This window comes from Buchnera aphidicola (Brevicoryne brassicae), assembly GCF_005082825.1.
In the GTDB taxonomy this organism is placed as follows: Bacteria; Pseudomonadota; Gammaproteobacteria; order Enterobacterales; family Enterobacteriaceae; genus Buchnera; species Buchnera aphidicola_AK.
On the sequence record NZ_CP034882.1, the window covers coordinates 303,800 to 329,022 of the forward strand.

Sequence of the window (25,223 nt, forward strand, 5' to 3'; positions counted from 1 at the left end):
AAATACTTTTAAAATATTTTATATCAGATAATAAGTTTTATTAAATTTATTTTATACTAAAAATTAAAAAATATTTTTTTAAATAATACTCATTGGTAACAATTCGCAAGATTTTCCTTGTTTGTCAATTGCTACATAAATAAATTCAGACTCTGCTGCACAGTAATATTGACCTAATGGTTTTGAATAAATTTTTTTAATCCAAGTTTCTACATTAATTTTCATAGAACTTTTCCCAATTTTAATACATTGTGCGTAACAACTAACAATATCTCCCACTGATACAGATTTTAAAAAAGTAATATTAATTACTCTTACAGTAACCACTTTACCACATGCGATTTCTTTTGCTAATATTGCCCCACCCATATCCATTTGAGACATGATCCAACCACCAAAAATATCACCATTAGAATTGGTATCTTTAGGCATTGCAAGTGTTTTTAGTACTATTTTTCCTTTTGGTAATACTTTTTTTTCTAACATTATTAAAATATTCGCTCTATTGTTATGATATAAAAAAAATTATTTTTCTTTTAATATTTTATAATTTATGTAAATACCAGTTATTAAAATTAGAAGAAATGTTAAAGTTGTAAATCCAAAAACTTTAAAAATCACCCAAGTTTTTTCTGAAAACCAAAATGCTATATAAATATTTAAAATACTGCAAAGTAAAAAAAATAAAGACCATGCTAAATTAATTTTACGCCAACAAATTTTAGATATATTTATATCTTTTTCTAAGAATCTTTGTATAATTGGTTTACTTGTGAAAAATTGACTAATTAATAAAAGTATAGAAAAAACCATATAAACTATTGTGATTTTCCATTTAATAAATTGACTATTATGAAAAAATATTGTAAGAAAACCAAAAAAAGCAATTGTAAAAAAACTAAATAAATTAATTTTGTCTATTTCATTATATAAAATCCAATAAAATACACATATTAATCCTGATGTAATAATTAAAGCTCCAGAAGCTATAAAAATATCATAAAGATTATAAAAAATAAAAAAAACAATCATTGGTAAAATATTTAATACTTGTTTCATAATACAAACCTAAATTATATTTAAATTTGGAGAACGCAAAAAAATCATATAAAAACGAAATAAATATATAATTAAAAGTGAATATAATATATTTACACTCATATTTAAAATTAAAAACATAATATTTTTGTTGATAAAATAAATATTAGAAAGTATTGTTGTTGCAATAAACTTATTACACATCCACAATAAAACACCTGATCCTATTATTTTTATATATTTCCACGAAATAGACATACTAAAACGAATCGATTCTATTAAATTATGTTTTTTAAAAGAAAAAATAATAGGTGCTAAAGATAATATTATTGATAACAATATACCTGGAATTATAAAAAACATAAAACCTAATTGAATAAGAAAAGTTGTAAGAAAATTTAATAAAAACAAATTAGGTAAGAATGTAAATAAAGAAGATATTGAAGATATAATTGATTCTTTTTTAGAATTTGATAAATTAGAAATTAAAGTAATCATACTTCCTAATAATAAAGTTTTACTTAATAATAACTCTATAATTTTAAAAATAGAATATTTTAATAGTTCATTTTTTTCTTCTAAATTCATATTATTAATTAAATCTAATAATGAATGTGCGTTGATAAATTTTTTGTTTTCAATAACAGAAATAATATGCATATCTGGTTTTATAAACATATCAGTTAATATGCTAACAAATGTAATAAAAAATGATATAAAAAAAATAGCCCCCATTTGTTTAGAAAAAAAATGATATGTATCACTACGTATTTCACTTGCCGTAATAATCACATGTATATTCCTTATAAACATTATATATAATTTAAAGATTATACGTATTATTTTTAGAGAAATATATTTTTTATATAAAAAAAATTTATACTAATTTAGTAGAAATTTTTAAACTTTTAATAAAATTTTTTATTTTAATAAGCATTATATCTTCTTTAGTTAAATATTTTTCAATAATATTTATTATTGCAGAACCACATATTACACCAGAAAGCCCTGATAACATGGCTTCCTTTATTTGAATTACATCTGAAATACCAAAACCTTGCAATAAGGGTAGAGAATTATATTTTTTGATTTTTTTTATAAAATTTTTAGATATTAATATATTGTTATTTTCTGTTCCTGTTACTCCAGAGCGAGATAGTACATAAATATATCCTTGTGCATATAAAGAAATTTTATTTAAAAAATCATCATCTGCATTAGGAGGGCATATATAAATAGAATTAATTTTATATTTATTTGCAGTTTGATAAAAAATTTTTGATTCTTCAATAGGTACGTCCGCTATTAATACTGAATCTACACCAGAATTACGACATTGCAAATAAAAATTATCAATACCTTGATTATATATAAGATTAGCATATATTAAAATACCAATAGGTAATTTTGTATTTTTTTCTCGTAAATTTTTTAATACTTTAAAATATTGAAAAAAATTATTTTTTTGAGATAATGCACGTAAATTAGCTTTTTGAATAGTTGGTCCATCAGCTAATGGATCTGAAAAAGGGATTCCAATTTCTAAAGCATCTGCTCCATTTTTTATCAAAACTTCAATTATTTTTACCGATTGTTCTAAGGAAGGATCTCCTAAAACTACAAAGGGTACAAAACATCCTTCTTTTATTTTAGATAATTGTTCAAAAACTTTTTGATATCGATTCATGTTTTTTTTCCATTTTTTTTAAAATATCATCCACTATAAAAATATCCTTATCACCTCGTCCAGAAAGATTAACAACAAAAATTTGTTCTTTTTCTGGAGACATATTCATTAATTTTAATGCATATGCTAATGCATGAGAAGATTCTAAAGCAGGTATTATACCTTCTTTTTTACACAGTATTTTAAATGCATCAAGTGCTTCTGCATCTGTAATAGAAACGTATTGAGCACGATTAATGCTTTTTAGCCAAGCGTGTTCTGGGCCTACAGATGGAAAATCTAATCCGGCTGAAATCGACCAAGATTCTTGAATTTGACCTTCTTCATTTTGCATTAACTGAGATTTCATACCAAAAAAAATTCCGGTTCTACCATATTGCAAAGGTGATCCATGCTTTCCTGTTTTTATACCGTAACCACCTGGTTCTACACCAATTAAATTTACTTTTTTATCATGAATAAATTCCGAAAAAATACCAATGGCATTAGAACCACCACCAACACAAGCAATTATTGAATCTGGCAATTTATTTTCTTGTTCTAAAATTTGTTTTTTAGTTTCTTCTCCAATCATTTTTTGAAATTCTCGAACAATAGTAGGATAAGGATGAGGTCCTGCTGCGGTTCCAATCATATAGTGAGAATTTTCATAATTATTAGACCAATCACGTAGTGCTTCATTACAAGCATCTTTTAAAGTTCCAGATCCGTTTTTTACTGATATAACTTCTGCTCCCATCAATTTCATTCGAAAAACGTTAGGATGTTGTCTTTTGATATCTTTAATTCCCATATAAATTCTACATTTTAAATTCAATAATGCACAAACCATTGCAGTAGCTACACCGTGTTGACCAGCTCCTGTTTCAGCAATTATTTGTTTTTTGTTCATTCTAATTGCTAGTATAGCTTGTCCTAAAACTTGATTAGTTTTATGAGCACCACCATGTAATAAATCTTCTCTTTTAAGGTAAATACGTGTTTTTGTATTTTGAGTTAAATTATTACATAAAGTTAATGGCGTCGGTCTTCCTGCATAATTTTTAAGCAAATTAAAAAATGTTTTATGAAAATTAATATCTTTTTGTGCATCAACAAAATTTTTCTCTAATTCTAACAAAGCTGGCATTAATATTTGAGGAACATACATACCACCAAATTCACCAAAATAAGGATTTAGTAAAGTCATGTGATTATTTCCTGTTTTTTATTAAAAAAAGCATTAATAATATCTTAATTTTTGAAAAACTAACTTTATCTTCTTATGATCTTTAATACCAGGAGAAATTTCTACACCAGAATTAAAATCTAATCCTGAACAATTAAATTTTGATGCTTGAATACAATTATCAGGATTAATTCCTCCAGCTAAAATTACATTATCTAAAACATGTTCTTTTAAAATAGACCAATTAAAAGACGTATTACTTCCTCCAAAACGAGAATCAAATACATACATATTTACATTTTTCCAATTGAGATTTGGTAATGTTGCATTAATAGAAAAAGCTTTCCAAATTTTAATATTTATAGGTAGTGTTTTCCTGAGTTTTTCAATATACATTAAATTTTCGTGTCCATGTAATTGAACTGCGTATAAAGAAAGTGATTCGGCAATTTTTGTAATAATATTTATATCTTCATTTTGAAAGATACCTACATATCTTAATACGTTATTTATCATAATGTTTTTTGCTATTGTTTGACTTATATTTCTAATAGAATGTTTTATAAAAATCAATCCTCCGTAAATAGCTCCATGTTTTTCAACAATTTCTACATCACAACTTCTAGTTAATCCACAAACTTTATTTATTCCTAAAATTAAAGAACGTGTACCTATCTCTAAATTTTCTTTAGACATTAAATGTGAACCAATTAAAAAACCGTGTACACATTGACTTAATTCTTTTATCTGACTATATTTTTTTATACCAGATTCACTAATTATTATTGTATGTTTAGGAATTAAAGAAGATAGTATACGAGTACGATTTAAATCAATTGATAAGTCATGTAAATTACGATTGTTAATTCCAATAATATTTGCATTTAATTTAATAGCTCTTTTTAATTCTGTGATATTATTTACTTCAGTTAATATTCCCATATTTAATTTTTTTGCTATTTTAGATAATTTTTCGTATTGTAAATCATCTAAAATCGATAACATTAATAAAACAGCATCTGCATTATAATATCTTGCTAAATATATTTGATATGGATCAATAAAAAAATCTTTGCATAAAATTGGTTGTAATACATGTTGTCGTACTATATTTATAAATTCTAAATTTCCATCAAAATATTGTTCATCTGTAAGCACCGAGATAGCAGAAGCATATTTTTTATACACGTTAGCAATCTTAATTAAATCAAAATTTTTTCTAATAACTCCTAAAGAAGGAGATTTTCTTTTACATTCTAATATAAAAACGGGATTTTTCTCTTGTAAAGAATTATAAAAATTACGTGTTTTCTTATTTATATGATATTTAAAACTAGTTAAGGGTTGTTTTTTTTTTCTAAATGTAATCCATTCATTTTTATTTCGTACGATTTTTTCAAGTATTGTTTCTTTCATGTTCATCTTCTTTTAACATATTAGCAACATTGATTATATGTTTATATACATCTCCGCTACGAATTTTATTTAATGCTAATTTAGTATTTTCTTTTAAATCTTCATAACCAAATATTTTTAATAACATAGCTACATTGACCGCTATTAATTCCTCATTCAATCTATCACCTTTTCCTTTCATGATTTCACTAATAATGTGATAATTTTCTTTCGATGAACGTTCTATAAATATTTTTTTATCATGTATTTCTAAACCAAAATCTTTTGGTTGTAATTTATATGATGAAATTTTTTCATTAAATAATTCAGCAACATATGTAGTTCCATGTAATGTTACTTCATCAGTATCATGACCATGTAAAACTATACCTCGTTTGTATTTTAAATTTTTTAAAATTTCAATTGAGGAATTTACTAAATTTTTACTATATACACCAATTACAGAAAAAGGTGGTATTGCAGGATTAAGAAAAGGTCCTAATAAATTAAAAATAGTTCTAGTTTTTAAAATTTTACGAACGTTTCTAGAATAGTGAAAACTATCATGATATTTAGGAGCAAATAAAAAACAAATATTTAATTTATCTAACGTTTGACGAGATTTTTGTGAAGATGCATATAAATTTATATTAAATCTTTTTAATAAATCAGAAGAACCTGATTTACTAGAAACTCCTTGATTACAATGTTTTACAATTTTTAAACCACAACTCGAAGCAACAAAAGCACTTGCAGTAGAAATATTCATAGTATTTTTAATATCTCCACCTGTGCCTACTATATCAGCAAAAAGATAGTCAGGTCTTGGAAAATATTTTATATTTTCTGAAAATGCGAGTATTGCTCCTATTATTTCTTCTTTTGATTCACCTCTTATTTTCATTGCTGTTAAAATAGATGATAATTTTATATCTGTTATTTTTCCAAAAGAAATGAGTTTGAACAATTGATAACTTTCTTCTTGATTTAAATATTTCGATTCATAAATTTTATTCAAAATATTTTGCATTTTTTACCTTTTAAGTTTTTCTGTAAAAATTTATATTTATATATAAAATATTTTGATACATATTATTTTTTATTTTCAACAATAATCTATTGATATAAACAATTCAATTTAAATTTTTAAAACTTTTTATTAAAATTTTTTAAAATAAATATAAAACTAAAAAATAATATGACAATACTATTTTAATGAATTATATATCATAACTTTACTTTTGGAGTTTTTAAAATGAACAAATTCATAATATTATTATTGTTTTCTTTAGTATCTATTACTTGGGGCACAACTTGGATTGCAATGAAAATTGTAACGGAAACAATACCTCCATTTTTTGCTACTGGAATACGTTTTTTAGTGGCTTCTCCTTTGTTAATTATGCTTGCTTTTTATACAAAAACACCTCTTTTGTTTCCATTAGGACAAAGATGGTTTCAATTTATTATTTCAATTTTTTATTTTTCTATACCATTTACATTAATGTTATATGGAGGTATTCATGTGAGTTCTTCTATAGCTTCTATTATATTTTCAAATATGCCTGTAGCTGTATTAATAATATCTTTTTTATATTTAAAACAAAAATTATTTTTAACTCAGAAAATTGGACTAATAATTTCTTCAATTACATTACTAATTGTTTTATTGATAGAATTAGAATCAAAATGTTTTGTACAATGGAAAGCTATTTTAGCTTTACTTTTTGCTTTAATTAGTCATGCTATAATTTATGCTGAATGTCAAAAAAAATCTTGTAATGTATCTGTTATTACTTTTAATGCCTTACCATCATTAATATCTGGAATATTATTATCTACTATATCTTGGTTTTTGGAATCTCCTAATATCGATAACTTTTCTAATAAATCTATTTTAGCTCTATTTTATCTAGGAGATTTTTCTGGTATTTTTGGCATTTTATCATATTTCTACTTACAACAAAAAGTAAGTGCTTTTTACGCTTCTACTGTATTTTTAATTTTTCCAGTAATTGCAGGTTTTTTAGAAAATTATATTTATAAAAATACGATTTTATCATGTGAAATATGGTTTATTTTTCCACTTTTGATAGGAATATTACTAACTTTAATACCAGTTAATATATTTAAAACACAAAATAAAATATAAATTTTAATATATTCTCAAGATTTTAAGGAATTTTTATATATGTGTGAAAAAATACAAAAAATTTTATCTTTTTTTGGACATAGTTCTCGTCGTGAAATTGAAAAAATGATTAAATCTGAAAACATATTAATTAATGATAAAAAAGCATTTATTGGTCAACGTTTCGATAAAAATAAAATTGATAAAATTACAATTAAAGGAGAAGTAGTTTCTATTAAAAAAAAAGAATTCAATACTAAAGTGTTAATTTACAATAAACCTGAAGGAGAAATTTGTACTAGATATGATTTTAAAAAACGTCCTACAGTATTTGATAAATTACCAATTTTAAGAATGCAAAGATGGATAAGTATTGGACGATTAGATCTTAATACTAGAGGTTTGTTATTGTTTACAAATGATGGATATTTAGCTAATGAACTCATGCATCCTCGAAATCAAATAGAACGAGAATACTATATTCGCGTTTTTGGAAAAATTGATAAAAATACAATGAATATTTTAAAAAATGGAGTTAGAATTAAGGATGGTTACGCGTCATTTAAAGAAATTCAATCTATTGATCTTAAAAAATCATCAAAAAATCAATGGTTCAAAGGTATAATATGTGAAGGAAGAAATCGTGAAATTAGATTTATGTGGAAAAAAATGAAATGTCAAGTTAGTCGATTAATTAGAATACGTTATGGTAATGTTATTTTACCTAAAACTTTAAAATTGGGTAAATATTTGGAATTAAATTCTGTATTAATCAATAAATTATATAATTTAATTCCTAAAAAATCATTTTTATAATCATTTTTTATCTATTTTAAAAAGGATAAATTTATGGATCTACTTGTTAATTACGGATTGTTTTTAGCAAAAATTATTACTTTTCTTATAATTAGTGTAAGTTCAATTACATTGTTTTTTACCATTATGAAAAGAAAGAAAAACAATCATAATAAATTAAAAATTACTTTACTAAAAGATCATTATAAAAAAATAAAAAATAACGTTTTGTTGTCTAAAATGAATAATTTTGAAAAAAAAGAATGGCTAAATAGAGAAAAAATAAAAAACAAAGAAATAATGAAAGAAAGAAAAAAGAACATGTTAAGAAACAAAGAAAAACACTTTACTAATCAAAAGAAAACATTATATGTACTAGATTTTAAAGGTGGTGTTTATGCAAATGAAGTAGTAGGATTAAGAGAAGAAATATCAGCTATACTTTCAGTTGCAAATAAAAATGATGAAGTTTTATTACGTTTAGAAAGCTCTGGAGGAGTTATTCATGGATATGGATTAGCAGCTTCTCAATTAAAGAGATTACGAGAAAAAGGAATACGATTAATTGTATCTGTAGATAAAATAGCCGCTAGTGGAGGATATATGATGGCATGTGTTGCAGATTACATTGTTTCAGCACCATTTGCTATAATAGGATCAATTGGTGTAGTAGGTCAAATACCTAATTTTAATAAATTATTAAAAAAATGTAATATAGATATTGAACTTCATACCGCAGGAGATTATAAACGTACTTTGACAGTGTTAGGTCATAACACCGATTCAACACGTAAAAAATTTTGTGAAGAATTGAATACAATTCATCAACTTTTTAAAAATTTCATTAAAGAAATGAGACCTTGTTTAGATATTGAAAGTGTATCTAATGGAGAACACTGGTTTGGAACAATGGCTTTAGAAAAGAAATTAGTAGATAAAATTAGTACAAGTGATGATCTTTTAATTTCTAAAATGGAAGAATATACTTTATTAAGTATTCAATACGTTTATAGTAAAAAAATATTGGAACGTTTTACTTCTTCTATAATAGATAGTTTTAGCAAAGCTTTACTTAAATTATTTTTTTATAAAAATTATTTTTAGTTTTTAAAAATCAAAAATATTTTAATAGTTTTTTTCATTATTAAATAAATTAATACAATTAAATATGATTTACTGGATAAAAATATGCAAAAATCTCTTGTTATAGTTGAGTCTCCAGCAAAAGCAAAAACTATAAATCAATATTTAGGTTGTAAATATATAGTTAAATCTAGCATAGGACACGTACGAGATTTACTTACTAAAAAAAACAAAAAAAAAGATAAAACTAAAAAATCTACTTCTAATTCTACTGAACAAGATACTTTAATACATCAGATAGGAATAGATCCTTATCAAAACTGGAAAGCTGAATATCATATTTTACCTGGTAAAGAAAAAATAGTTTCTGAATTAAAAAATATTGCTAAAAAAGTTGATTGTATATATCTAGCTACAGATCTAGATCGAGAAGGAGAAGCGATAGCTTGGCATTTAAAGAAAGTCATTGGAGGCGATTCTTCTAAATTTAGACGTGTGGTGTTTAATGAAATAACGAAACGTGCGATAAAAAATGCATTTAAAAATGTAAGTCATATAAACATGAATCGAGTAAATGCTCAGCAAGCACGTCGATTTATGGATCGTATTGTAGGTTATATGATATCACCTTTGTTATGGAAAAAAATTTCGAGAGGTTTATCTGCAGGACGTGTTCAATCTGTAGCAGTTCGTATAATATCAGAACGCGAACATGTAATAAAAAATTTTATACCAGAAGAATATTGGAAATTAAGTATATCTCTTATTTTTGAAGAGAAAAAAAATATTATTGTAGATGTGACTCATTATAAAAATAAAATATTTCGTCCAACAAACAAAAAAGAATTAGATATCGCTATAGAAAAAATTAAAAAATCATGTTTTATTGTTAAAAATCGTGAAGATAAAATATTGTATAGAACATCACCACCTCCTTTTATAACTTCTACTTTACAGCAATCATCTAGTCTACGTTTAGGATTTAGTGTAAAAAAAACAATGTTTTTAGCACAAAAATTATATGAAGAAGGTTATATAACTTACATGAGAACTGATTCTACTTTTCTCAGTAAACATGCTGTTAAAAAAGTTCGAACATATATAAAAAATTTTTATGGAGATCATTATCTACCTAAAGAACCTAACATTTATTCTAATATACAAAATTCTCAAGAAGCTCATGAAGCTATTCGACCATCTGATGTTAAGATAAAAAATGTAAATTCAAGTAATTTAAATTCAGATGCTCAAAAATTATATAGACTTATTTGGAATCAATTTATAGCATCTCAAATGTCATCAGCAAGATATCAATCTACTGCTATTATAATTATAGCTAACGAATTTAAATTACAAAAAAATGAAAAAATAGTAATATTTGAAGGTTGGACAAAAATTTTAAAAGAAGAAAAAAGTATAATTTCTGACATTGCTTCACTAAAAATAGGAAGTTTATTATTGTATAATAAAATTATACCTATTCAAAAATTTACTAAACCTTTACCTCGCTTTAATGAAGCCTCTTTAGTACGTCAATTAGAAAAAAAAGGTATAGGAAGACCTTCTACTTATGCGGCAATTACATCAAAAATACAAGAAAAAGGATATATAAAAATAAAAAAAAATCAATTATATGCAGAAAAAATGGGTCAGATTATTACTGTTCGATTGAAAAAAAATTTCAGTAATTTGCTTGATTATAATTTTACGGCTCATATGGAAAAGAAACTTGATCAAATAGCTGAAAATAAAATTCAATGGAAACATGTTCTTAATTCTTTTTTTGAAGATTTTTCTAAAAAATTAGAACAAGCAAAAAAAAGTCCAGAAGAAGGAGGAATGGAACCAAATATTATTGTTATGACATCATTTGAGTGTCCTGTGTGTTATAAAAACATGGGAATAAAAAATGCCATAACTGGTGTTTTTCTGAGTTGTTCAGGATATAATTCTGAACCAAAACAGCGTTGTAAACAAACTATAAATCTTATACCATTAAATGAGTTTAATCAAAATCAAAAAGAAGAAAAAACAAAAAAAATTAATCGATGTGAAAAATGCAAAATGGCTATGGATAGTTATTTTATTAATAAAACACTAAAGTTACATATTTGTATTAACAATCCTAGCTGTATTGGTTATAAAATTGAAAAAGGAGATTTTAATAGTCCTGTTTATTTGTCTAAAATAATTCAATGTGAAAAATGTGATAGTAATATGATATTAAAAACTGGTCGATTTGGAAAATTTTTTCTTTGTATAAACAAAGAATGTAAAAATACAAGAAAAATTTTATCTAATGGGGAAATATCAGATCCGAAATTAGAACCTATTCCCTTTCCAGAGTTATTATGTGAAAAATCTAATGCATGGTTTGTTTTACGAGAAGGAGTATCTGGTATTTTTTTTGCTGCAAATACTTTTCCCAAATCTCGTGAAACTAGATCTCCTTTTGTAGAAGAACTTGCTAAATTTCAACATTTGTTACCACAAAAAATACTCTATTTAGCGAGTGCTCCTCTAATTGATGATAAAGGAAATAAAACTATAGTTTGTTTTAATAGAAATATTAAACAATATTATATTGGTTCTAAAAAAGAAGGAAAATTTACAGGTTGGTCAGCTGTTTTTATTAATCAAAAATGGTGTATTTTAAAAAAAAACTAATAAACTTATATTAAACATAGCATTCGCGTATTTTTTCAGTAATTAACCTAATGATTTTTGGGCTGCTAGTTAGATTTCCAGAATGACAATTATTGTTTTCATGTCCTCCTGTAAAATCACTAATTAAGCAACCCGCTTCTCTTACTTGTAACTTTCCTGCTATAAAATTACTAGGATTTAGATTAAAGTCAAATAAACAATCTATTCTTCCGGCTGCGACATAAGCCAAATCAAGTACTGTAGAACCAGTGGATCTAAAAGAAATTCCACATAAAATTAATTTTTTATATATTTCAAAATAGTAAAATGATTGATCATAAATATGATTAGGTAGATTAACGGCAACTGTAGTATATTTTAAAGTGTTAATACTACTGCATCTTGTTCTATATCCATTTAACTGAGATCCTTGTCCTTTTACGGCAGTAAACAAATCATTTCTCAAAGGATCATATATTACGGAAATTTCCGTCTTTTTTTTTACAATTACAGCAATAGAAATACAGAAATGTGGAAAATTTTTAATAAAATTTTTCTTTCCATCTAGTTCATTAATAATCCAGATAGTAGTTTTTTCATTTTTTTTAAAAATTATATTTTCATTTTTATTTAAAATAATATGACGAGGATAAGATTTGTAAATAATTTCACTAATTATTTTATATGTTTTATACATGATATTTTTTATAAATATTTTGTTTTTTTCTATATCTTCTTTCATGAATTTTTGTGTATCATAGTTTTGAATAATAATGTTTCCTCCTTTTCGTACTGCACGAATCGCAATATTTAACATCGGATGCATTTAAATCTCCTAAATTTTTAAATTTATCAAAATAATATCATAATTTAAATATCTTTAATATTTTAATCATAAAAAAACGATTAATTTACTTTAATAAGTATACTTGAAAAGTAGTAAAATAATTTTTACTAAATTTATTTAGGATTTTCTTATGAAAAACAACGTGAAGATATTAAATACTCCAAATGATAAAATTAATTTATTAAATTTAAATCCTCAAGATTTATATTTTTTTCTTGATTCTTTAGGAGAAAAAAAATTTTCTGTAAAACAAATTATGAATTGGATTTATAAACATTATTGTAATGATTTTAATAAGATGCTTAATCTTAGTATAAAAACAAGAAAAAAGTTAAATGAAAAATCTTATATTTTTGCATCTGAATTTCTAGAAGAAAAAATTTCTTCTGATGGTACTATAAAATGGATTACAGAAATTAATGATCAAAAAATTGAAACAGTTTATATTCCAGAAAAAAAACGTTCTACACTTTGTATTTCTTCACAAATAGGCTGTGCTTTAAAATGTGATTTTTGTGCTACTGGAAAACAAGGTTTTAATCGAAATTTAAAAGTTTCTGAAATTATTGCTCAAATTTGGCAAGCAAATAAAAAATTAAAACAAAAAAATATCAAAAATTGTATTACTAATATAGTTTTTATGGGTATGGGTGAACCTTTATTAAATTTAAATAATGTTGTCTCTGCTTTAAAAATAATATTAGATGAATATGGTTTTGCTTTATCTAAACGTCGTATTACTGTATCTACTTCTGGTATAGTACCGGCTTTAGATAAAATGAAAAATATGATTGATGTCTCTTTAGCTATTTCTCTGCACGCATCTAATGATGCCATTCGTAATACTATTATGCCAATCAATAAAAAATATAATATAAAATCAATTTTAAATTCAGCATTAAAATATTTAAAACATTCAAAAGCTAATCGGGGTGGAATAACAATAGAATATGTTATGTTAAAAGGAGTTAATGATTCTAATAAAAATGCAAATGAGTTAAGTTTTTTACTACATAAAATACCTAGTAAAATTAATCTTATCCCTTTAAATCCTTTTTTAGGTTCATCTTTTTTATCTAGTGATATTAATAGAATTAATATCTTTGCAGATATTTTAAGAAGAAAAGGATTTACGACTGTAATTCGAAAAAACAGGGGAGAAGATATTAATGCGGCATGTGGTCAGTTAACTGGAAATATAACTAATCGTTTTAAAAATTAGAGTATTATTATATTAATTAAAATAATACTTGAAAAAAAATATATCTATTTTATATTACATAAGTCTTTTATTATTTAAGTTTTAAATTATTGACGTTTATTTAAAAAAATATATTTTCTATATATATGCAATATGAAATGTAAAAAAATACAATATGAAAAAATGTAAAATTATTACTCGAAGAAAATCTAATCGTATTTATGTTGGAAAAGTTCCGATTGGGAAAAATGCGCCTATTTCAGTACAGTCAATGACTAATACTCATACAGAAAATATTCCAGAAACTGTTAAACAAATTTTAGATTTAAAAAAAGTAGGTGTTGATATTGTCCGTGTTTCTATACCTAATTTAGAATCTGCTAAATCATTTAGAGAAATTAGAAAGCAGGTAAAAATTCCATTAATTGCAGACATACATTTTGATTACAGATTAGCTCTAAAATCAATAAAATATGGTGCAGACTGTTTAAGAATAAATCCTGGTAATATTGGAAATAAAAAAAGAGTATCAGAAATTGTAAATGCTGCAAAGGACAAAAACATACCAATTCGTATAGGTGTTAACTCGGGATCATTAGAAAAAGACATATTAAATAAATATGGAACTCCTACTCCAGAGGCTTTAGTAGAATCAGCTATAAGACATGTTGAATACTTTGATTCTTTAAATTTTAATACATTCAAAGTAAGTGTTAAATCCTCTGATGTTTTTTTAGCTGTTGAAGCATATCGAATATTAGCACAAAAAATTATACAACCTTTACATATTGGAATAACAGAAGCTGGTGGTTTAAGAACTGGAACAGTAAAATCTTCTATTGGACTTTCATGTTTATTATTACAAGGTATTGGTGATACAATACGGATTTCATTAGCAGCAAACCCAATTGAAGAAGTAAAAGTAGGTTATGATATTTTAAAAACTTTGTCCATACGATCTAGAGGAGTTAATTTTATTGCTTGTCCTACTTGTTCTAGACAAGAATTTGATGTGATTAATACAGTTAATCAATTAGAAAAAAAATTAGAAGATATTTCTACTCCTATAGATGTGTCAATTATTGGGTGTATTGTTAATGGTATAGGAGAAGCTAAAATAGCAACATTAGGATTAACAGGAGGACATAAAAAAAGTGCGTTATATAAAGATGGAATACGTCAAAAAAATAAAATAAAAAATGAAGAAATTATTGAACAAATGGAAATGCAAATTAGAAAAATAGCAAAAAATAAATTTTTAAAAAAATAATATTTAATTAAAATTAATAAAATTGTTTTATATAATACAAGAGAATATAGTGAATATTAGAGAAATTACATCGATTAGAGGTATGCATGACTACTTTCCAGAACAATTAAAATTATGGAGCTATATTGAAAATATTTTAAAAGAAGTATTAACTAGTTATTGTTATTCAGAAATTAGGTTACCTTTATTAGAAAAAACTCAAGTTTTTAAAAGAGCAATTGGAAATGTTACTGATGTAGTTGAAAAAGAAATGTATTCTTTTAAAGACCGAAAAGGTAATAGTTTAACTTTACGTCCAGAAGGAACTGTAGGATGTGTTCGAGCTATAATACAAAATGGTTTATTACAGACGAAAAAAAATCATAGATTTTGGTATCTTGGTCCTATGTTTCGATATGAAAGACCTCAAATGGGGAGATATCGTCAATTTTATCAATTAGGTGCTGAAGTATTTGGATTAAATACAGAAGATATTGATTTAGAAATCATTTTGTTAACAAATCGTTTATGGAAAAGAATTGGTATTCATTTACATGTGACATTAGAAATTAATTCAATTGGTTCCAGAATTGATCGAATACAATATAAAAAAGCATTGGTGTTTTTTCTAAAAAAGTATGAACATTTATTAGACGAAGATTGTAAAAGACGATTACATACTAATCCTTTAAGAATTTTAGATTCTAAAAATAAAGAAATTCAAAAAATATTACAAGATGCTCCATTATTGAACGAATATATTGATGCTACCTCACAAATTTATTTTAAAAATTTATGTAATATGATTAGTTCTCATGGAATAAAATATATACATAATCCAAAACTAGTAAGAGGATTAGATTACTATAATAACACTGTATTTGAATGGAAAAGCGATAAATTAGGTTCTCAAAATACTATTTGTGCAGGTGGACGATATGATTCTTTATTTGAAGACATGGGAGGAGAAAACACCCCTGCTATAGGATTTGCTATAGGAATAGAACGATTAATTTTATTAGTAAAATCACTTGAAGTTTTTTCTAATATTCAAGAAGAGGTTAATATTTATATTATTTTTTCAGAAGAAAAAGACAAAAATTCTGCTGTAAATTTATCTGAAGAAATAAGAAATTTATATCCAAAATTAAAAATATTTATTAATTTTTTTAATCAAAATATCAAAAAACAACTAAAAAATGCTATAAATACTTTAGCAAGAATTGCTATTTTAATTGATAATAAAAAAATGAAAAGAGGATGTTTTTTAATGAAAGATTTGAAAAAAAGAAAAGAATATTATCTTTCAAAAAGTGAAATAATTGTAAAAATTAAAGATTTTTTTGGAAAATAATTTATTTTTTATTAAAATAAATTATTTTAAACAACTTTTTAATAAAACTTAATTTTTAGGAAAAAAATGTTTAATAATAAAATATTATTTTCAAAATATGATCCAGAATTATGGGCTGCAATAGAAAAAGAAAAAAAAAGACAGGAAAATCATATAGAATTAATTGCATCAGAAAATTATACCAGTAATTACGTTATGGATGCTCAAGGATCACAATTAACTAATAAATACGCAGAAGGATATCCTGGAAAACGCTATTATGGTGGTTGTAAATATATAGATATAATTGAAGAATTAGCGATTAATCGTGCAAAAAAATTATTTCATGCTGATTATGCGAATGTTCAACCTCATTCTGGTTCTCAAGCTAACTTTGCCGTTTATACAGCATTAATAAATCCTGGTGATACAATATTAGGTATGAAACTATCACATGGAGGTCATTTAACTCATGGATCTCATGTTAATTTTTCAGGAAAAATATATAATGTAATTTCATATGGAGTTGATAAATATGGTGACATTGATTATAAAGAACTATTAGTTTTAACTAAAAAACATAAACCAAAGATAATTATTGGTGGTTTTTCAGCATATTCTGGGATTTGCGATTGGAAGAAAATACGTGAAATTGCAGATGAAGTAAATGCTTTTTTTGTTGTAGATATGGCTCATATTGCTGGTTTAGTAGCAGCAGGAATTTATCCAAGTCCAATCAATTATGCACATGTAGTTACGAGTACCACCCATAAAACTTTAGCAGGCCCTCGAGGAGGATTGATTTTAGCTAAAAATGGGAATGATATTTTATATAAAAAATTAGATTTATCTGTTTTTCCAGGTGCACAAGGAGGGCCACTTATGCATGTAATTGCGGGAAAAGCTATAGCTTTTAAAGAAGCTTTAGAAGAAAAATTTCGAACATATCAGAAACAAATAATAAAAAACGCTAAAATTATGGCCAAAATTTTTTTAGAAAAGGGATATAAAATAGTATCAGGAGGAACTTATAATCATTTATTTTTAATTGACTTAAGTGATAAAAAAATAACCGGAAAAGATGCTGATATTGCTTTAGGAAAAGCTAATATAACTGTTAATAAAAACACTGTTCCTAATGATTTAAAGAGTCCTTTTATTACTTCAGGAATACGGATTGGAACACCTGCAGTTACTAGACGAGGTTTTAAAGAAAAAGAAATTTCCGAAGTATCTAATTGGATGATTAGTGTTTTAAATAATATTCATAATTATGATAATATTTTAACTATTAAACATAAAGTGTTAAAATTATGTTCAAAATATCCTGTTTATAAATAATATATATAGAAATATCCATCTTTGTTAAAAATAATATTAAAAATTAAAGAATAATACTTTTAATATATGTTAACCTTTTAAATTTATTTAGGTAATTTAATTTTTATTTTTTTTAAATTTATTCGATCCTTATTCCTTAAATAAGGAACCACGCCTAATAGTGGAGACTTAATATATTTTAGCAAAGTTTGGATGTAATATAAATTATATTTATCTTCAGGCATGATATTATTAGCAATCCAACCTGCACATTTTAATTTCTCAGAAAGAATAGCTTTTTCTGTCAAGATAGCATGATTTATACATCCTAATTTAATTCCAACAACAATGATCACAATCAATTTTTCTTTTTTAACCCAATCTGAAAAAGTGTTTGTATAAGATAAAGGGGTATACCATCCACCAGCCCCTTCTATTAAAATCCAATTGCTTTTTTTCATAATTTTTTTTAAACCGATAGAAAGATGCTTTATCTTGATATTTTCATTATAAATTTGACTTAAAATATGAGGAGGAGCATTTTCAAAAAAGAAAATTGGATTAACTTCTTTATAATTCAATATTACAGAACTATTTTTTTTTAATATTAATGCATCATTATTTAAAAAACCAAATGATGTTTTTTTACATCCAGAAGATACTGGTTTATATCCAGCTGTGTTATATCCATTTTGAGTAGCTTTTTTTAATAAGATTTGACTTACAAATGTTTTTCCTATATTTGTATCAGTTCCAGTAATAAAAAATTTTTTAATCATAGAAATCCTATTTTCTAAAAAAAATTGTTGATTGTAAAACATTTGTATTAAAGATATACAGATATTTATTTTTAATACTCATTAAAAAAATAGTATGTTATTAATAATTGAGTAACTCGATATAGTTAATTTTGTGTATTTAATGCCATAACACATAACTATAATATTGAGTTACTCTTATATATAAAACAAATACAATAATTTTAGTTGTAAGAAAATAATCAATTTTTTAAAGAACAAAAAATTTTTGATATATATTTTTTAAATAATTAATAATGTATTTTTAAAATATTAAAATATTGCTGCATTATAGTATTGATCTTTTTTGATCTTTGATCCTTGAATAATCAAATTATCACTGTTTTTCTTTGATATAATTTCTTTTTTATATTCAGGATGTAAATTTAATTTTTGTAATAACTTTAAATCATTTTTTTCTTCTGGATTATTTGCAGTAAGTAATTTACATCCATAAAAAATAGAATTTGCACCAGCCATAAAACACATAGCTTGAGTTTGATCATTCATATTTTTACGTCCGGCAGATAATCTAATATAAGATTTTGGCATCATAATGCGAGCAGCAGCTATAATACGAATAAAATCAAATGGTTCTATATTTTTATTGTTTTCCATCGGTGTTCCTGGAATTTTCACTAACATGTTAATAGGAACACTTTCTGGATGAATAGAAAAATTAGAGAGTTCCATTAACAATTCCATACGATCTTGTATTTTTTCTCCTAAACCTATAATACCTCCAGAACAAATTTTCATACCAGCACTTCGAACTATATTTAATGTATCTAATCTTTCTTGATATGTACGAGTAGTAATAATACTACTGTAAAACCTAGAAGATGTATCTAAATTATGATTGTAGAAATCTAAACCTGCAGAAGCTAATTTTTTCGCTTGTAGAGTATTTAAAGTACCTAAAGTCATACAAGTTTCCATTCCCATTGACTTAATTTTTTTAATAATCTTTTCTAAATAAGGCATATCTTTGTCTTTTGGATTTTTCCATGCAGCACCCATACAAAATCTACTAGAACCAGAAGCTTTTGCTTTTTTTGCTGCATTAAGAATTGTTTCTATTTTTAGTAAAGGTTCTTTTTTTAAACCTGTTTTATATCTAGAACTTTGTGGACAATATTTACAATCTTCGGGACAGGCTCCTGTTTTTATCGAAAGTAATGTACTTATTTGTATAGTATTTGGATTAAAATTTTTTCTATGTTGTTTTTGAGCTTCAAAAATAAGATCAAAAAATGGTTTATTGAAAAGTGCTTTTGTTTCATCTAGAGTCCATTTTTTTTTCATCTTTCCTCCAAAAAATTATGATTTTATTTTACTAAAGGTTTATACTTAAATTATTTAATGTTTTTTATACATAAATAACAATGAATCAATCCGATAAAAATTTTGATTATAAACATATCTGGCATCCCTATTCATCTATGACTAATCCTCTTCCTTGTTATTCTGTTTTATCTGCTAAAGGAGTCTATTTAAAGCTAAATAACGGAAAAAAAATTATAGATGGCATGTCTTCATGGTGGTCTGCAATACATGGTTACAATCATCCTGTTTTAAATAAAGCTTTAAAAAAACAGATAAAAAAAATGTCTCATGTTATGTTCGGAGGTATCACACATCCTTCTGCAGTTTCTCTTTGTCGAAAATTAATTTATTTAACACCTAAAAAATTAGATTGTGTTTTTTTTTCTGATTCAGGTTCAGTTGCCATTGAAATAGCAATAAAAATGTTAATACAGTATTGGCAATCATTAGGCCAAAAAAGAAAACTTTTTTTAACTATTCGTCATGGATATCACGGTGATACTTTTGCTGCAATGTCAATTTCTGATCCCGAAAATTCTATACATAAAATATATAAAAAATTTTTACCAAAAAATTTTTTTGCTAATGTACCTATTTCTTCTTTTCACAGTAAATGGAATGAAAATGATCTTATATCTTTTAAAAAAATAATAGAGAAAAATTCTTTAAAAATAGCTGGTGTTATATTAGAACCTATAGTACAAGGAGTAGGAGGGATGAAATTTTATCATCCTACATATTTAAAAAAAATAAAAGTTTTATGTGATTATTATTGTATTCCTTTGATTTTTGATGAAATTGCTACCGGTTTCGGTCGAACTGGGAAATTATTTGCTTTTGAACACGCTAATGTTGTACCAGATATATTATGTTTAGGAAAAGCAATGACAGGTGGTACAATCACTTTTGCAGCAACAATATCTTCAAGACATATTGCTAATACTATTAGCAATGGTAAAATAGGCTGTTTTATGCATGGTCCAACTTATATGGGCAATCCATTAGCATGCGCTGCTGCTAACGCTAATATAAAAATATTACAAAAAAATAAATGGCAAATTCAAGTATCTAATATTGAAAAGCAATTATATAAAGAATTATCACCACTACTTAAGCACGAAAATGTCATTGATGTAAGAATATTAGGAGCTATTGGTGTAGTGGAATGTGTGCGTTTAGTTAATATGGCTTCGATACAGAATTTTTTTGTAAAAAACGGAGTTTGGATTAGACCATTTAAAAAATTAATTTACATTGTACCACCTTATATTATTACTCCTAAAGAATTAAATATTCTTACTAATGTTATTAAAGAAGCTTTAGATAATCCTTCACTTTTCATATAAATTATCTGATTATATAATAAGCTATGTCTATCTGTTTTTTAATTTAATTTATATGTAAGTATCCATGAAGGCCCTTCACTTGTATTATATATGTTTAATATTTTCAATTCTCCAGTGTTTTTTGAAATGCTATAAATAGCACATGTGTTATTTTTCTCACCCGCAACTATTAAATATGAATTACTACAATCAATACAAAACGATCTAGGTTGTTCTACTGTCTTATAAATTTTAATAAAAGTAATTGTATTATTTTTATTAACATGAAATAAAGAAATAATATTAAATAATCGATCAGAAACATATAAAAAACGACCGCATGATGTTATGTGAATATCAGAAGACCAATAAATTTCTGAAGAACGAACATTTTTATTCAAAATATTAACATTTTGTATATTTTGTATATTTACTATGTTATTAATTTTCTCTATTTTCCATACATCTATAGTTCCATTTAATTCATTAATAGTATAAACAAAATCTTGATTAGGGTGAAAAACAATATGACGTGGACCTGATTTTTCTTTAGTTTTAACTAACTTTTGTTCTGTACTTTTTAATATTCCAAAATTTGTTAAATCATATAAATAAATAGAATCTTCTTTAAGAGACATAACAAATAATATATTATATTTATCATTTACTCTAGCAGCATGGCAACCCTTTATATTATAAACAATTTGAATTGGATTTTTAGGGATACCATATTTATTTAATGGACTTACACTAACACAATTTGAATGATATGAACTACAAAATACAAACTTATTAGTTTTATCAAAAGAAATATAATTAGGTTTTCCTGGAATAAAACTTTCATCTTTTTTTTCAATATAGCCATTTTTTTCTATAGAGTACGTAATAATTTTATTATCAGGTCTAATTCCTGCATATAACAAATTGTTATTTTTAATAATATTTATAGGTTGAATTTGACCATTTGTTGAAATTTTCTGAAGTAAATTCATACTTCCATGATCAGATAAATTCCATATTTCTATATTTTCACTTTTTGAATTTACAATGTATACCACTTGTTTCATATAATTCCCTTAACATTTTTATTAATACCTTTATATTGTAAATAATGATTATTATAAATAGTATATATAAGAAAATATTATTTTAATAAAATTAAATTATTTTTTTTCTAGATGCTGTAGTAAATTTAAAATCCATAAAAGACGTAAATGATCATTATCTGAATTATATAAAAATTTTAATTTTATAGAATTTTCCATTTTCCAAACATCAGGTTGCTCTTTAAATATCTGCAATAAATATCGTGTATTTACTAAATTATCGTCATTAAACTCTATAATACCCATTTTTTTATTACATTTAATAAATTTAATACCAATTCTATATGCTATTAACCGAATTTTAGCAATAACAATTAAATTCTTAGAAAATACGGGTAATTTTCCAAAATTTTTAATTAATTCATCTTTAATTTTTTCAACTTCTTTTTCGTTTTCAGCATTTGCAAATCTTTTATAAAAGAATAGTCTTGTATTAACATTTGAAATATAATTATCTGGTAACAAAGCTGAAACATATAATTCAATTTCTACTGAATTTTTTGATAATTCATTAAAAGATAAACTTCGTCCATCTTTTAATAACTTAATAGCATTTTTTAAAAGTTTCATATATAAAGAAAAACCTATGCTTTTTATATGTCCACTTTGTTCTTTTCCTAATATTTCACCTATACCCCTAATTTCAAGATCTTGATTAGATAAAGAAAAACCTCCTCCAAAATTATCAACTGATGCAATAGCTTCTAATCTTTTTTTTGCATCAGAAGTTATTTTTTTAAAATCCTTAATAAGAAATAAAGCATATGATTGATGATTGGATCTACCGATTCTTCCACGTAATTGATGAAGTTGAGATAATCCAAAATGATCAGCATTTTCAATAATAATTGTGTTTGCTCTCGGTATGTCAATACCACTTTCAATAATAGTAGTACAAATTAAAACATTGAACTTATTTTTATAAAACTTGTTCATAACTTTTTTTAAATCAATGTCGTTCATTTGCCCATGACCTATTTTAATATTAGCTTCAGGTATTAATTTTGATAATTTTTCAGCAATATTGATAATATTTTGTACTTTATTATATATATAATAAACTTGTCCACCTCTTGATATTTCACGTAATATTGTCTTTCTTATTAATAAAGGATTATATTCTTGAATATAAGTTTTAATGGCTAATCTTTGAGCTGGTGGTTTTTCTATAATTGATAAGTCTTTTATACCAACCATAGTCATATTTAAAGTACGAGGTATAGGTGTAGCTGTTAAAGTTAATATATCAATGTTACAGTATCTTTTTTTAAAAATTTCTTTGTGATTAACACCAAATCTATGTTCTTCATCAATAATTAATAAACCTAAGTCATACCATTCTATTTCTTTTAATAAAAGTTTATGAGTTCCTATTAAAATATTAATATGACCACTTTTAGTATTTTTAAAAATTAAATTTTGTTTTGTAGTATTTTGAAATCTAGATAATATTTCAATATTAATACTCCAGTTAGAAAAGCGTTTTTTAAAATTTTCATAATGTTGTTGTGCTAATAAAGTAGTTGGTACTAAAATAACTACTTGCTTATTATTAGATACAGATATAAAAGCTGCTCGCATTGCTACTTCTGTTTTTCCAAAACCTACATCTCCGCAAATTAAACGATCCATAGGAATAGAACTACACATGTCTTTCAATACAGATTTTATAACTTTATTTTGATCTAACGTTATTTCGAACAAACAATCTTTACAAAAGACATGGTATTTTTTTTCATTTTTTTTAAATGAAAATCCCTTTTGAAATTTTCTTTTAGCATAAATATCTAACAATTGTGCAGCATGATCATAGATGGTTTTATTTATTTTTTTTTTAATTTTATTCCATTCATCACCACCTAATCTATGAAGAGGAGCGTTTTCTATTGATGTTGTCGTATAAGGTGAAATAAGATGTAAATACGCAACAGGTACATATAATTTATCTTCTCCTGCATATGAAATAATTAAATATTCTGATTCAATACTAGCTGTTTTTATAGTTGTCAGTCCTTGATAACGGCCAATGCCATGTTCAACGTGTATAATTGGATAATTTATAATTAATTTAGACAAATAGTTGTTTTGAACATTAGAAATATTATCCTTAGTATTTAAAGCATATTTACTATCGATTATTGGTAATAAATCTTCTGTGTAGATAAATAAAAAATTATCTTTTCTATTTATATGTTCTTGTTTAAACTCATTTGTCATATAAAAATGATTAAGATTTTCTTCGATATCAATAGTTGTTTTTATATATTTTGGATGAATTTTATATTTCATGAGAAAAATTAAAATTTTTTTTAGAAATTGTTTCTTGTTTAAAGAAAATATTATTTTCCCTGAAAATGTATGTAAAAAAGATAAGAATTCATTAAACTTTTCTTGATCATTAATATTATTAAATAAATTTGGTAATTTTTGATATTTACAATTAATGATTTTTTTATTTTTTAAAATTTGATTTTCTGTGATTTTCATTAGAAGAAAGTTTATTTAAAAGAATATAATAATATTTTAGTAATAATTAATATTATTTTTCTATTTTTAGAATAGAATTTTAATTATAAATAAGAAATTAAATCTATTTGTATATATACAAAATTTTTAACGTATTAAATGATTTTTATGTTTAATAAAAAATAAATTATTTTTTTAAAAACAAAATAATTTTATTAAATATTAAAAAAATAATAATTAATACTAAGAATTAAATTTTCTAATTTTTAAGATTAAAAAATTTTTTTTCAATCAATTTAATATATTTATA

21 protein-coding genes are annotated in these 25,223 nt (G+C 24.2%); 9 read left to right on the plus strand and 12 right to left on the minus strand.

Translation table 11 applies throughout. The features are described from left to right. Positions 1-78: 78 nt before the first annotated feature. The 7 genes from yciA to trpD form a co-directional block, all read right to left on the minus strand. Positions 79-486, minus strand: coding sequence for an acyl-CoA thioester hydrolase YciA (yciA, locus tag D9V66_RS01400; RefSeq protein WP_158365664.1), 408 nt, complete (start codon positions 484-486; stop codon positions 79-81). A gap of 39 nt (positions 487-525) precedes the next feature. After that, positions 526-1,059, minus strand: coding sequence for a septation protein A (locus D9V66_RS01405; RefSeq protein WP_158365665.1), 534 nt, complete (start codon positions 1,057-1,059; stop codon positions 526-528). A gap of 9 nt (positions 1,060-1,068) precedes the next feature. After that, positions 1,069-1,830 carry a YciC family protein gene (locus D9V66_RS01410; RefSeq protein WP_158365666.1) on the minus strand — a complete coding sequence of 254 codons (762 nt, stop codon included), beginning with the start codon at positions 1,828-1,830 and terminating at the stop codon, positions 1,069-1,071. Between the two features lie 85 nt (positions 1,831-1,915). Continuing rightward, the gene (gene trpA / locus D9V66_RS01415; protein ID WP_158365667.1) at positions 1,916-2,725 is read right to left on the minus strand and encodes a tryptophan synthase subunit alpha; all 810 of its coding nucleotides are present in this window, start codon (positions 2,723-2,725) and stop codon (positions 1,916-1,918) included. Then, entirely contained in the window at positions 2,700-3,914 is a 1,215-nt protein-coding gene (gene trpB / locus D9V66_RS01420) for a tryptophan synthase subunit beta (RefSeq protein WP_158365668.1), read from the minus strand. The genes trpA and trpB overlap by 26 nt, the downstream gene beginning before the upstream one ends. A gap of 33 nt (positions 3,915-3,947) precedes the next feature. Continuing rightward, positions 3,948-5,309 (minus strand): bifunctional indole-3-glycerol-phosphate synthase TrpC/phosphoribosylanthranilate isomerase TrpF, encoded by a 1,362-nt coding sequence (gene trpCF / locus D9V66_RS01425; RefSeq protein ID WP_158365669.1) that lies wholly within the window; start codon positions 5,307-5,309, stop codon positions 3,948-3,950. Continuing rightward, positions 5,290-6,318: an anthranilate phosphoribosyltransferase gene (trpD, locus tag D9V66_RS01430; RefSeq protein ID WP_158365670.1), complete on the minus strand. Its 1,029-nt coding sequence runs from the start codon at positions 6,316-6,318 to the stop codon at positions 5,290-5,292. Before trpD ends, trpCF begins: the two co-directional genes overlap by 20 nt. 225 nt (positions 6,319-6,543) lie before the next feature. On the opposite strand from trpD, the gene D9V66_RS01435 reads away from it, so the two are divergent. The 4 genes from D9V66_RS01435 (at position 6,544) to topA (ending at position 11,964) form a co-directional block, all read left to right on the plus strand. Then, positions 6,544-7,440, plus strand: coding sequence for a DMT family transporter (locus D9V66_RS01435; protein ID WP_158365671.1), 897 nt, complete (start codon positions 6,544-6,546; stop codon positions 7,438-7,440). A gap of 39 nt (positions 7,441-7,479) precedes the next feature. Further along, entirely contained in the window at positions 7,480-8,235 is a 756-nt protein-coding gene (locus D9V66_RS01440; protein ID WP_158365672.1) for a pseudouridine synthase, read from the plus strand. A gap of 33 nt (positions 8,236-8,268) precedes the next feature. Next, positions 8,269-9,318 (plus strand): protease SohB, encoded by a 1,050-nt coding sequence (gene sohB, locus D9V66_RS01445; protein WP_158365674.1) that lies wholly within the window; start codon positions 8,269-8,271, stop codon positions 9,316-9,318. Positions 9,319-9,402: 84 nt separating this feature from the next. Next, the gene (gene topA / locus D9V66_RS01450; RefSeq protein ID WP_158365676.1) at positions 9,403-11,964 is read left to right on the plus strand and encodes a type I DNA topoisomerase; all 2,562 of its coding nucleotides are present in this window, start codon (positions 9,403-9,405) and stop codon (positions 11,962-11,964) included. Positions 11,965-11,974: 10 nt separating this feature from the next. Here the strand turns inward: topA and D9V66_RS01455 are convergent, their stop codons facing one another. Beyond that, entirely contained in the window at positions 11,975-12,769 is a 795-nt protein-coding gene (locus D9V66_RS01455) for an inositol monophosphatase family protein (RefSeq protein ID WP_158365678.1), read from the minus strand. Between the two features lie 151 nt (positions 12,770-12,920). On the opposite strand from D9V66_RS01455, the gene rlmN reads away from it, so the two are divergent. The 4 genes from rlmN (at position 12,921) to glyA (ending at position 17,914) form a co-directional block, all read left to right on the plus strand. Then, complete coding sequence (gene rlmN / locus D9V66_RS01460) at positions 12,921-14,012, plus strand: 23S rRNA (adenine(2503)-C(2))-methyltransferase RlmN (protein ID WP_158365679.1); 1,092 nt, start codon at positions 12,921-12,923, stop codon at positions 14,010-14,012. Positions 14,013-14,166: 154 nt separating this feature from the next. Further along, positions 14,167-15,261 (plus strand): flavodoxin-dependent (E)-4-hydroxy-3-methylbut-2-enyl-diphosphate synthase, encoded by a 1,095-nt coding sequence (gene ispG, locus D9V66_RS01465; protein ID WP_158365680.1) that lies wholly within the window; start codon positions 14,167-14,169, stop codon positions 15,259-15,261. 82 nt (positions 15,262-15,343) lie between these two features. Next, positions 15,344-16,594 (plus strand): histidine--tRNA ligase, encoded by a 1,251-nt coding sequence (gene hisS / locus D9V66_RS01470; RefSeq protein WP_222837003.1) that lies wholly within the window; start codon positions 15,344-15,346, stop codon positions 16,592-16,594. A 66-nt stretch (positions 16,595-16,660) separates the two neighbouring features. Further along, a complete protein-coding gene (glyA, locus tag D9V66_RS01475) occupies positions 16,661-17,914 on the plus strand; it encodes a serine hydroxymethyltransferase (RefSeq protein ID WP_158365682.1) in 1,254 nt (417 codons plus the stop codon). Positions 17,915-17,997: 83 nt separating this feature from the next. On the opposite strand, the gene bioD is transcribed toward glyA, so the two are convergent. Beyond that, the gene (gene bioD / locus D9V66_RS01480; RefSeq protein WP_158365683.1) at positions 17,998-18,672 is read right to left on the minus strand and encodes a dethiobiotin synthase; all 675 of its coding nucleotides are present in this window, start codon (positions 18,670-18,672) and stop codon (positions 17,998-18,000) included. Between the two features lie 291 nt (positions 18,673-18,963). After that, positions 18,964-19,995: a biotin synthase BioB gene (bioB, locus tag D9V66_RS01485; protein WP_158365684.1), complete on the minus strand. Its 1,032-nt coding sequence runs from the start codon at positions 19,993-19,995 to the stop codon at positions 18,964-18,966. Positions 19,996-20,075: 80 nt separating this feature from the next. Between bioB and bioA the strand changes: the two genes are divergently transcribed. Further along, a complete protein-coding gene (bioA, locus tag D9V66_RS01490; RefSeq protein ID WP_158365685.1) occupies positions 20,076-21,362 on the plus strand; it encodes an adenosylmethionine--8-amino-7-oxononanoate transaminase in 1,287 nt (428 codons plus the stop codon). A gap of 38 nt (positions 21,363-21,400) precedes the next feature. Here the strand turns inward: bioA and pgl are convergent, their stop codons facing one another. Together pgl and mfd are read right to left on the minus strand one after the other, a co-directional pair. Next, positions 21,401-22,408: a 6-phosphogluconolactonase gene (pgl, locus tag D9V66_RS01495; protein WP_158365686.1), complete on the minus strand. Its 1,008-nt coding sequence runs from the start codon at positions 22,406-22,408 to the stop codon at positions 21,401-21,403. Between the two features lie 96 nt (positions 22,409-22,504). Further along, positions 22,505-24,934, minus strand: a complete 2,430-nt coding sequence (gene mfd / locus D9V66_RS01500; protein WP_158365687.1) for a transcription-repair coupling factor — start codon at positions 24,932-24,934, stop codon at positions 22,505-22,507. Between the last annotated feature and the right edge of the window lie 289 nt (positions 24,935-25,223).

What these genes read in the sequence shown, in the direction of transcription:
- yciA (WP_158365664.1), bottom strand. Translation starts at nt 486, where the DNA reads ATGTTAGAAAAAAAAGTATTACCAAAAGGAAAAATAGTACTAAAAACA.
- D9V66_RS01405 (WP_158365665.1), bottom strand. Translation starts at nt 1,059, where the DNA reads ATGAAACAAGTATTAAATATTTTACCAATGATTGTTTTTTTTATTTTT.
- trpA (WP_158365667.1), bottom strand. Translation starts at nt 2,725, where the DNA reads ATGAATCGATATCAAAAAGTTTTTGAACAATTATCTAAAATAAAAGAA.
- trpB (WP_158365668.1), bottom strand. Translation starts at nt 3,914, where the DNA reads ATGACTTTACTAAATCCTTATTTTGGTGAATTTGGTGGTATGTATGTT.
- trpCF (WP_158365669.1), bottom strand. Translation starts at nt 5,309, where the DNA reads ATGAAAGAAACAATACTTGAAAAAATCGTACGAAATAAAAATGAATGG.
- trpD (WP_158365670.1), bottom strand. Translation starts at nt 6,318, where the DNA reads ATGCAAAATATTTTGAATAAAATTTATGAATCGAAATATTTAAATCAA.
- D9V66_RS01435 (WP_158365671.1), top strand. Translation starts at nt 6,544, where the DNA reads ATGAACAAATTCATAATATTATTATTGTTTTCTTTAGTATCTATTACT.
- D9V66_RS01440 (WP_158365672.1), top strand. Translation starts at nt 7,480, where the DNA reads ATGTGTGAAAAAATACAAAAAATTTTATCTTTTTTTGGACATAGTTCT.
- sohB (WP_158365674.1), top strand. Translation starts at nt 8,269, where the DNA reads ATGGATCTACTTGTTAATTACGGATTGTTTTTAGCAAAAATTATTACT.
- topA (WP_158365676.1), top strand. Translation starts at nt 9,403, where the DNA reads ATGCAAAAATCTCTTGTTATAGTTGAGTCTCCAGCAAAAGCAAAAACT.
- D9V66_RS01455 (WP_158365678.1), bottom strand. Translation starts at nt 12,769, where the DNA reads ATGCATCCGATGTTAAATATTGCGATTCGTGCAGTACGAAAAGGAGGA.
- rlmN (WP_158365679.1), top strand. Translation starts at nt 12,921, where the DNA reads ATGAAAAACAACGTGAAGATATTAAATACTCCAAATGATAAAATTAAT.
- ispG (WP_158365680.1), top strand. Translation starts at nt 14,167, where the DNA reads ATGAAAAAATGTAAAATTATTACTCGAAGAAAATCTAATCGTATTTAT.
- hisS (WP_222837003.1), top strand. Translation starts at nt 15,344, where the DNA reads ATGCATGACTACTTTCCAGAACAATTAAAATTATGGAGCTATATTGAA.
- glyA (WP_158365682.1), top strand. Translation starts at nt 16,661, where the DNA reads ATGTTTAATAATAAAATATTATTTTCAAAATATGATCCAGAATTATGG.
- bioD (WP_158365683.1), bottom strand. Translation starts at nt 18,672, where the DNA reads ATGATTAAAAAATTTTTTATTACTGGAACTGATACAAATATAGGAAAA.
- bioB (WP_158365684.1), bottom strand. Translation starts at nt 19,995, where the DNA reads ATGAAAAAAAAATGGACTCTAGATGAAACAAAAGCACTTTTCAATAAA.
- bioA (WP_158365685.1), top strand. Translation starts at nt 20,076, where the DNA reads ATGAATCAATCCGATAAAAATTTTGATTATAAACATATCTGGCATCCC.
- pgl (WP_158365686.1), bottom strand. Translation starts at nt 22,408, where the DNA reads ATGAAACAAGTGGTATACATTGTAAATTCAAAAAGTGAAAATATAGAA.
- mfd (WP_158365687.1), bottom strand. Translation starts at nt 24,934, where the DNA reads ATGAAAATCACAGAAAATCAAATTTTAAAAAATAAAAAAATCATTAAT.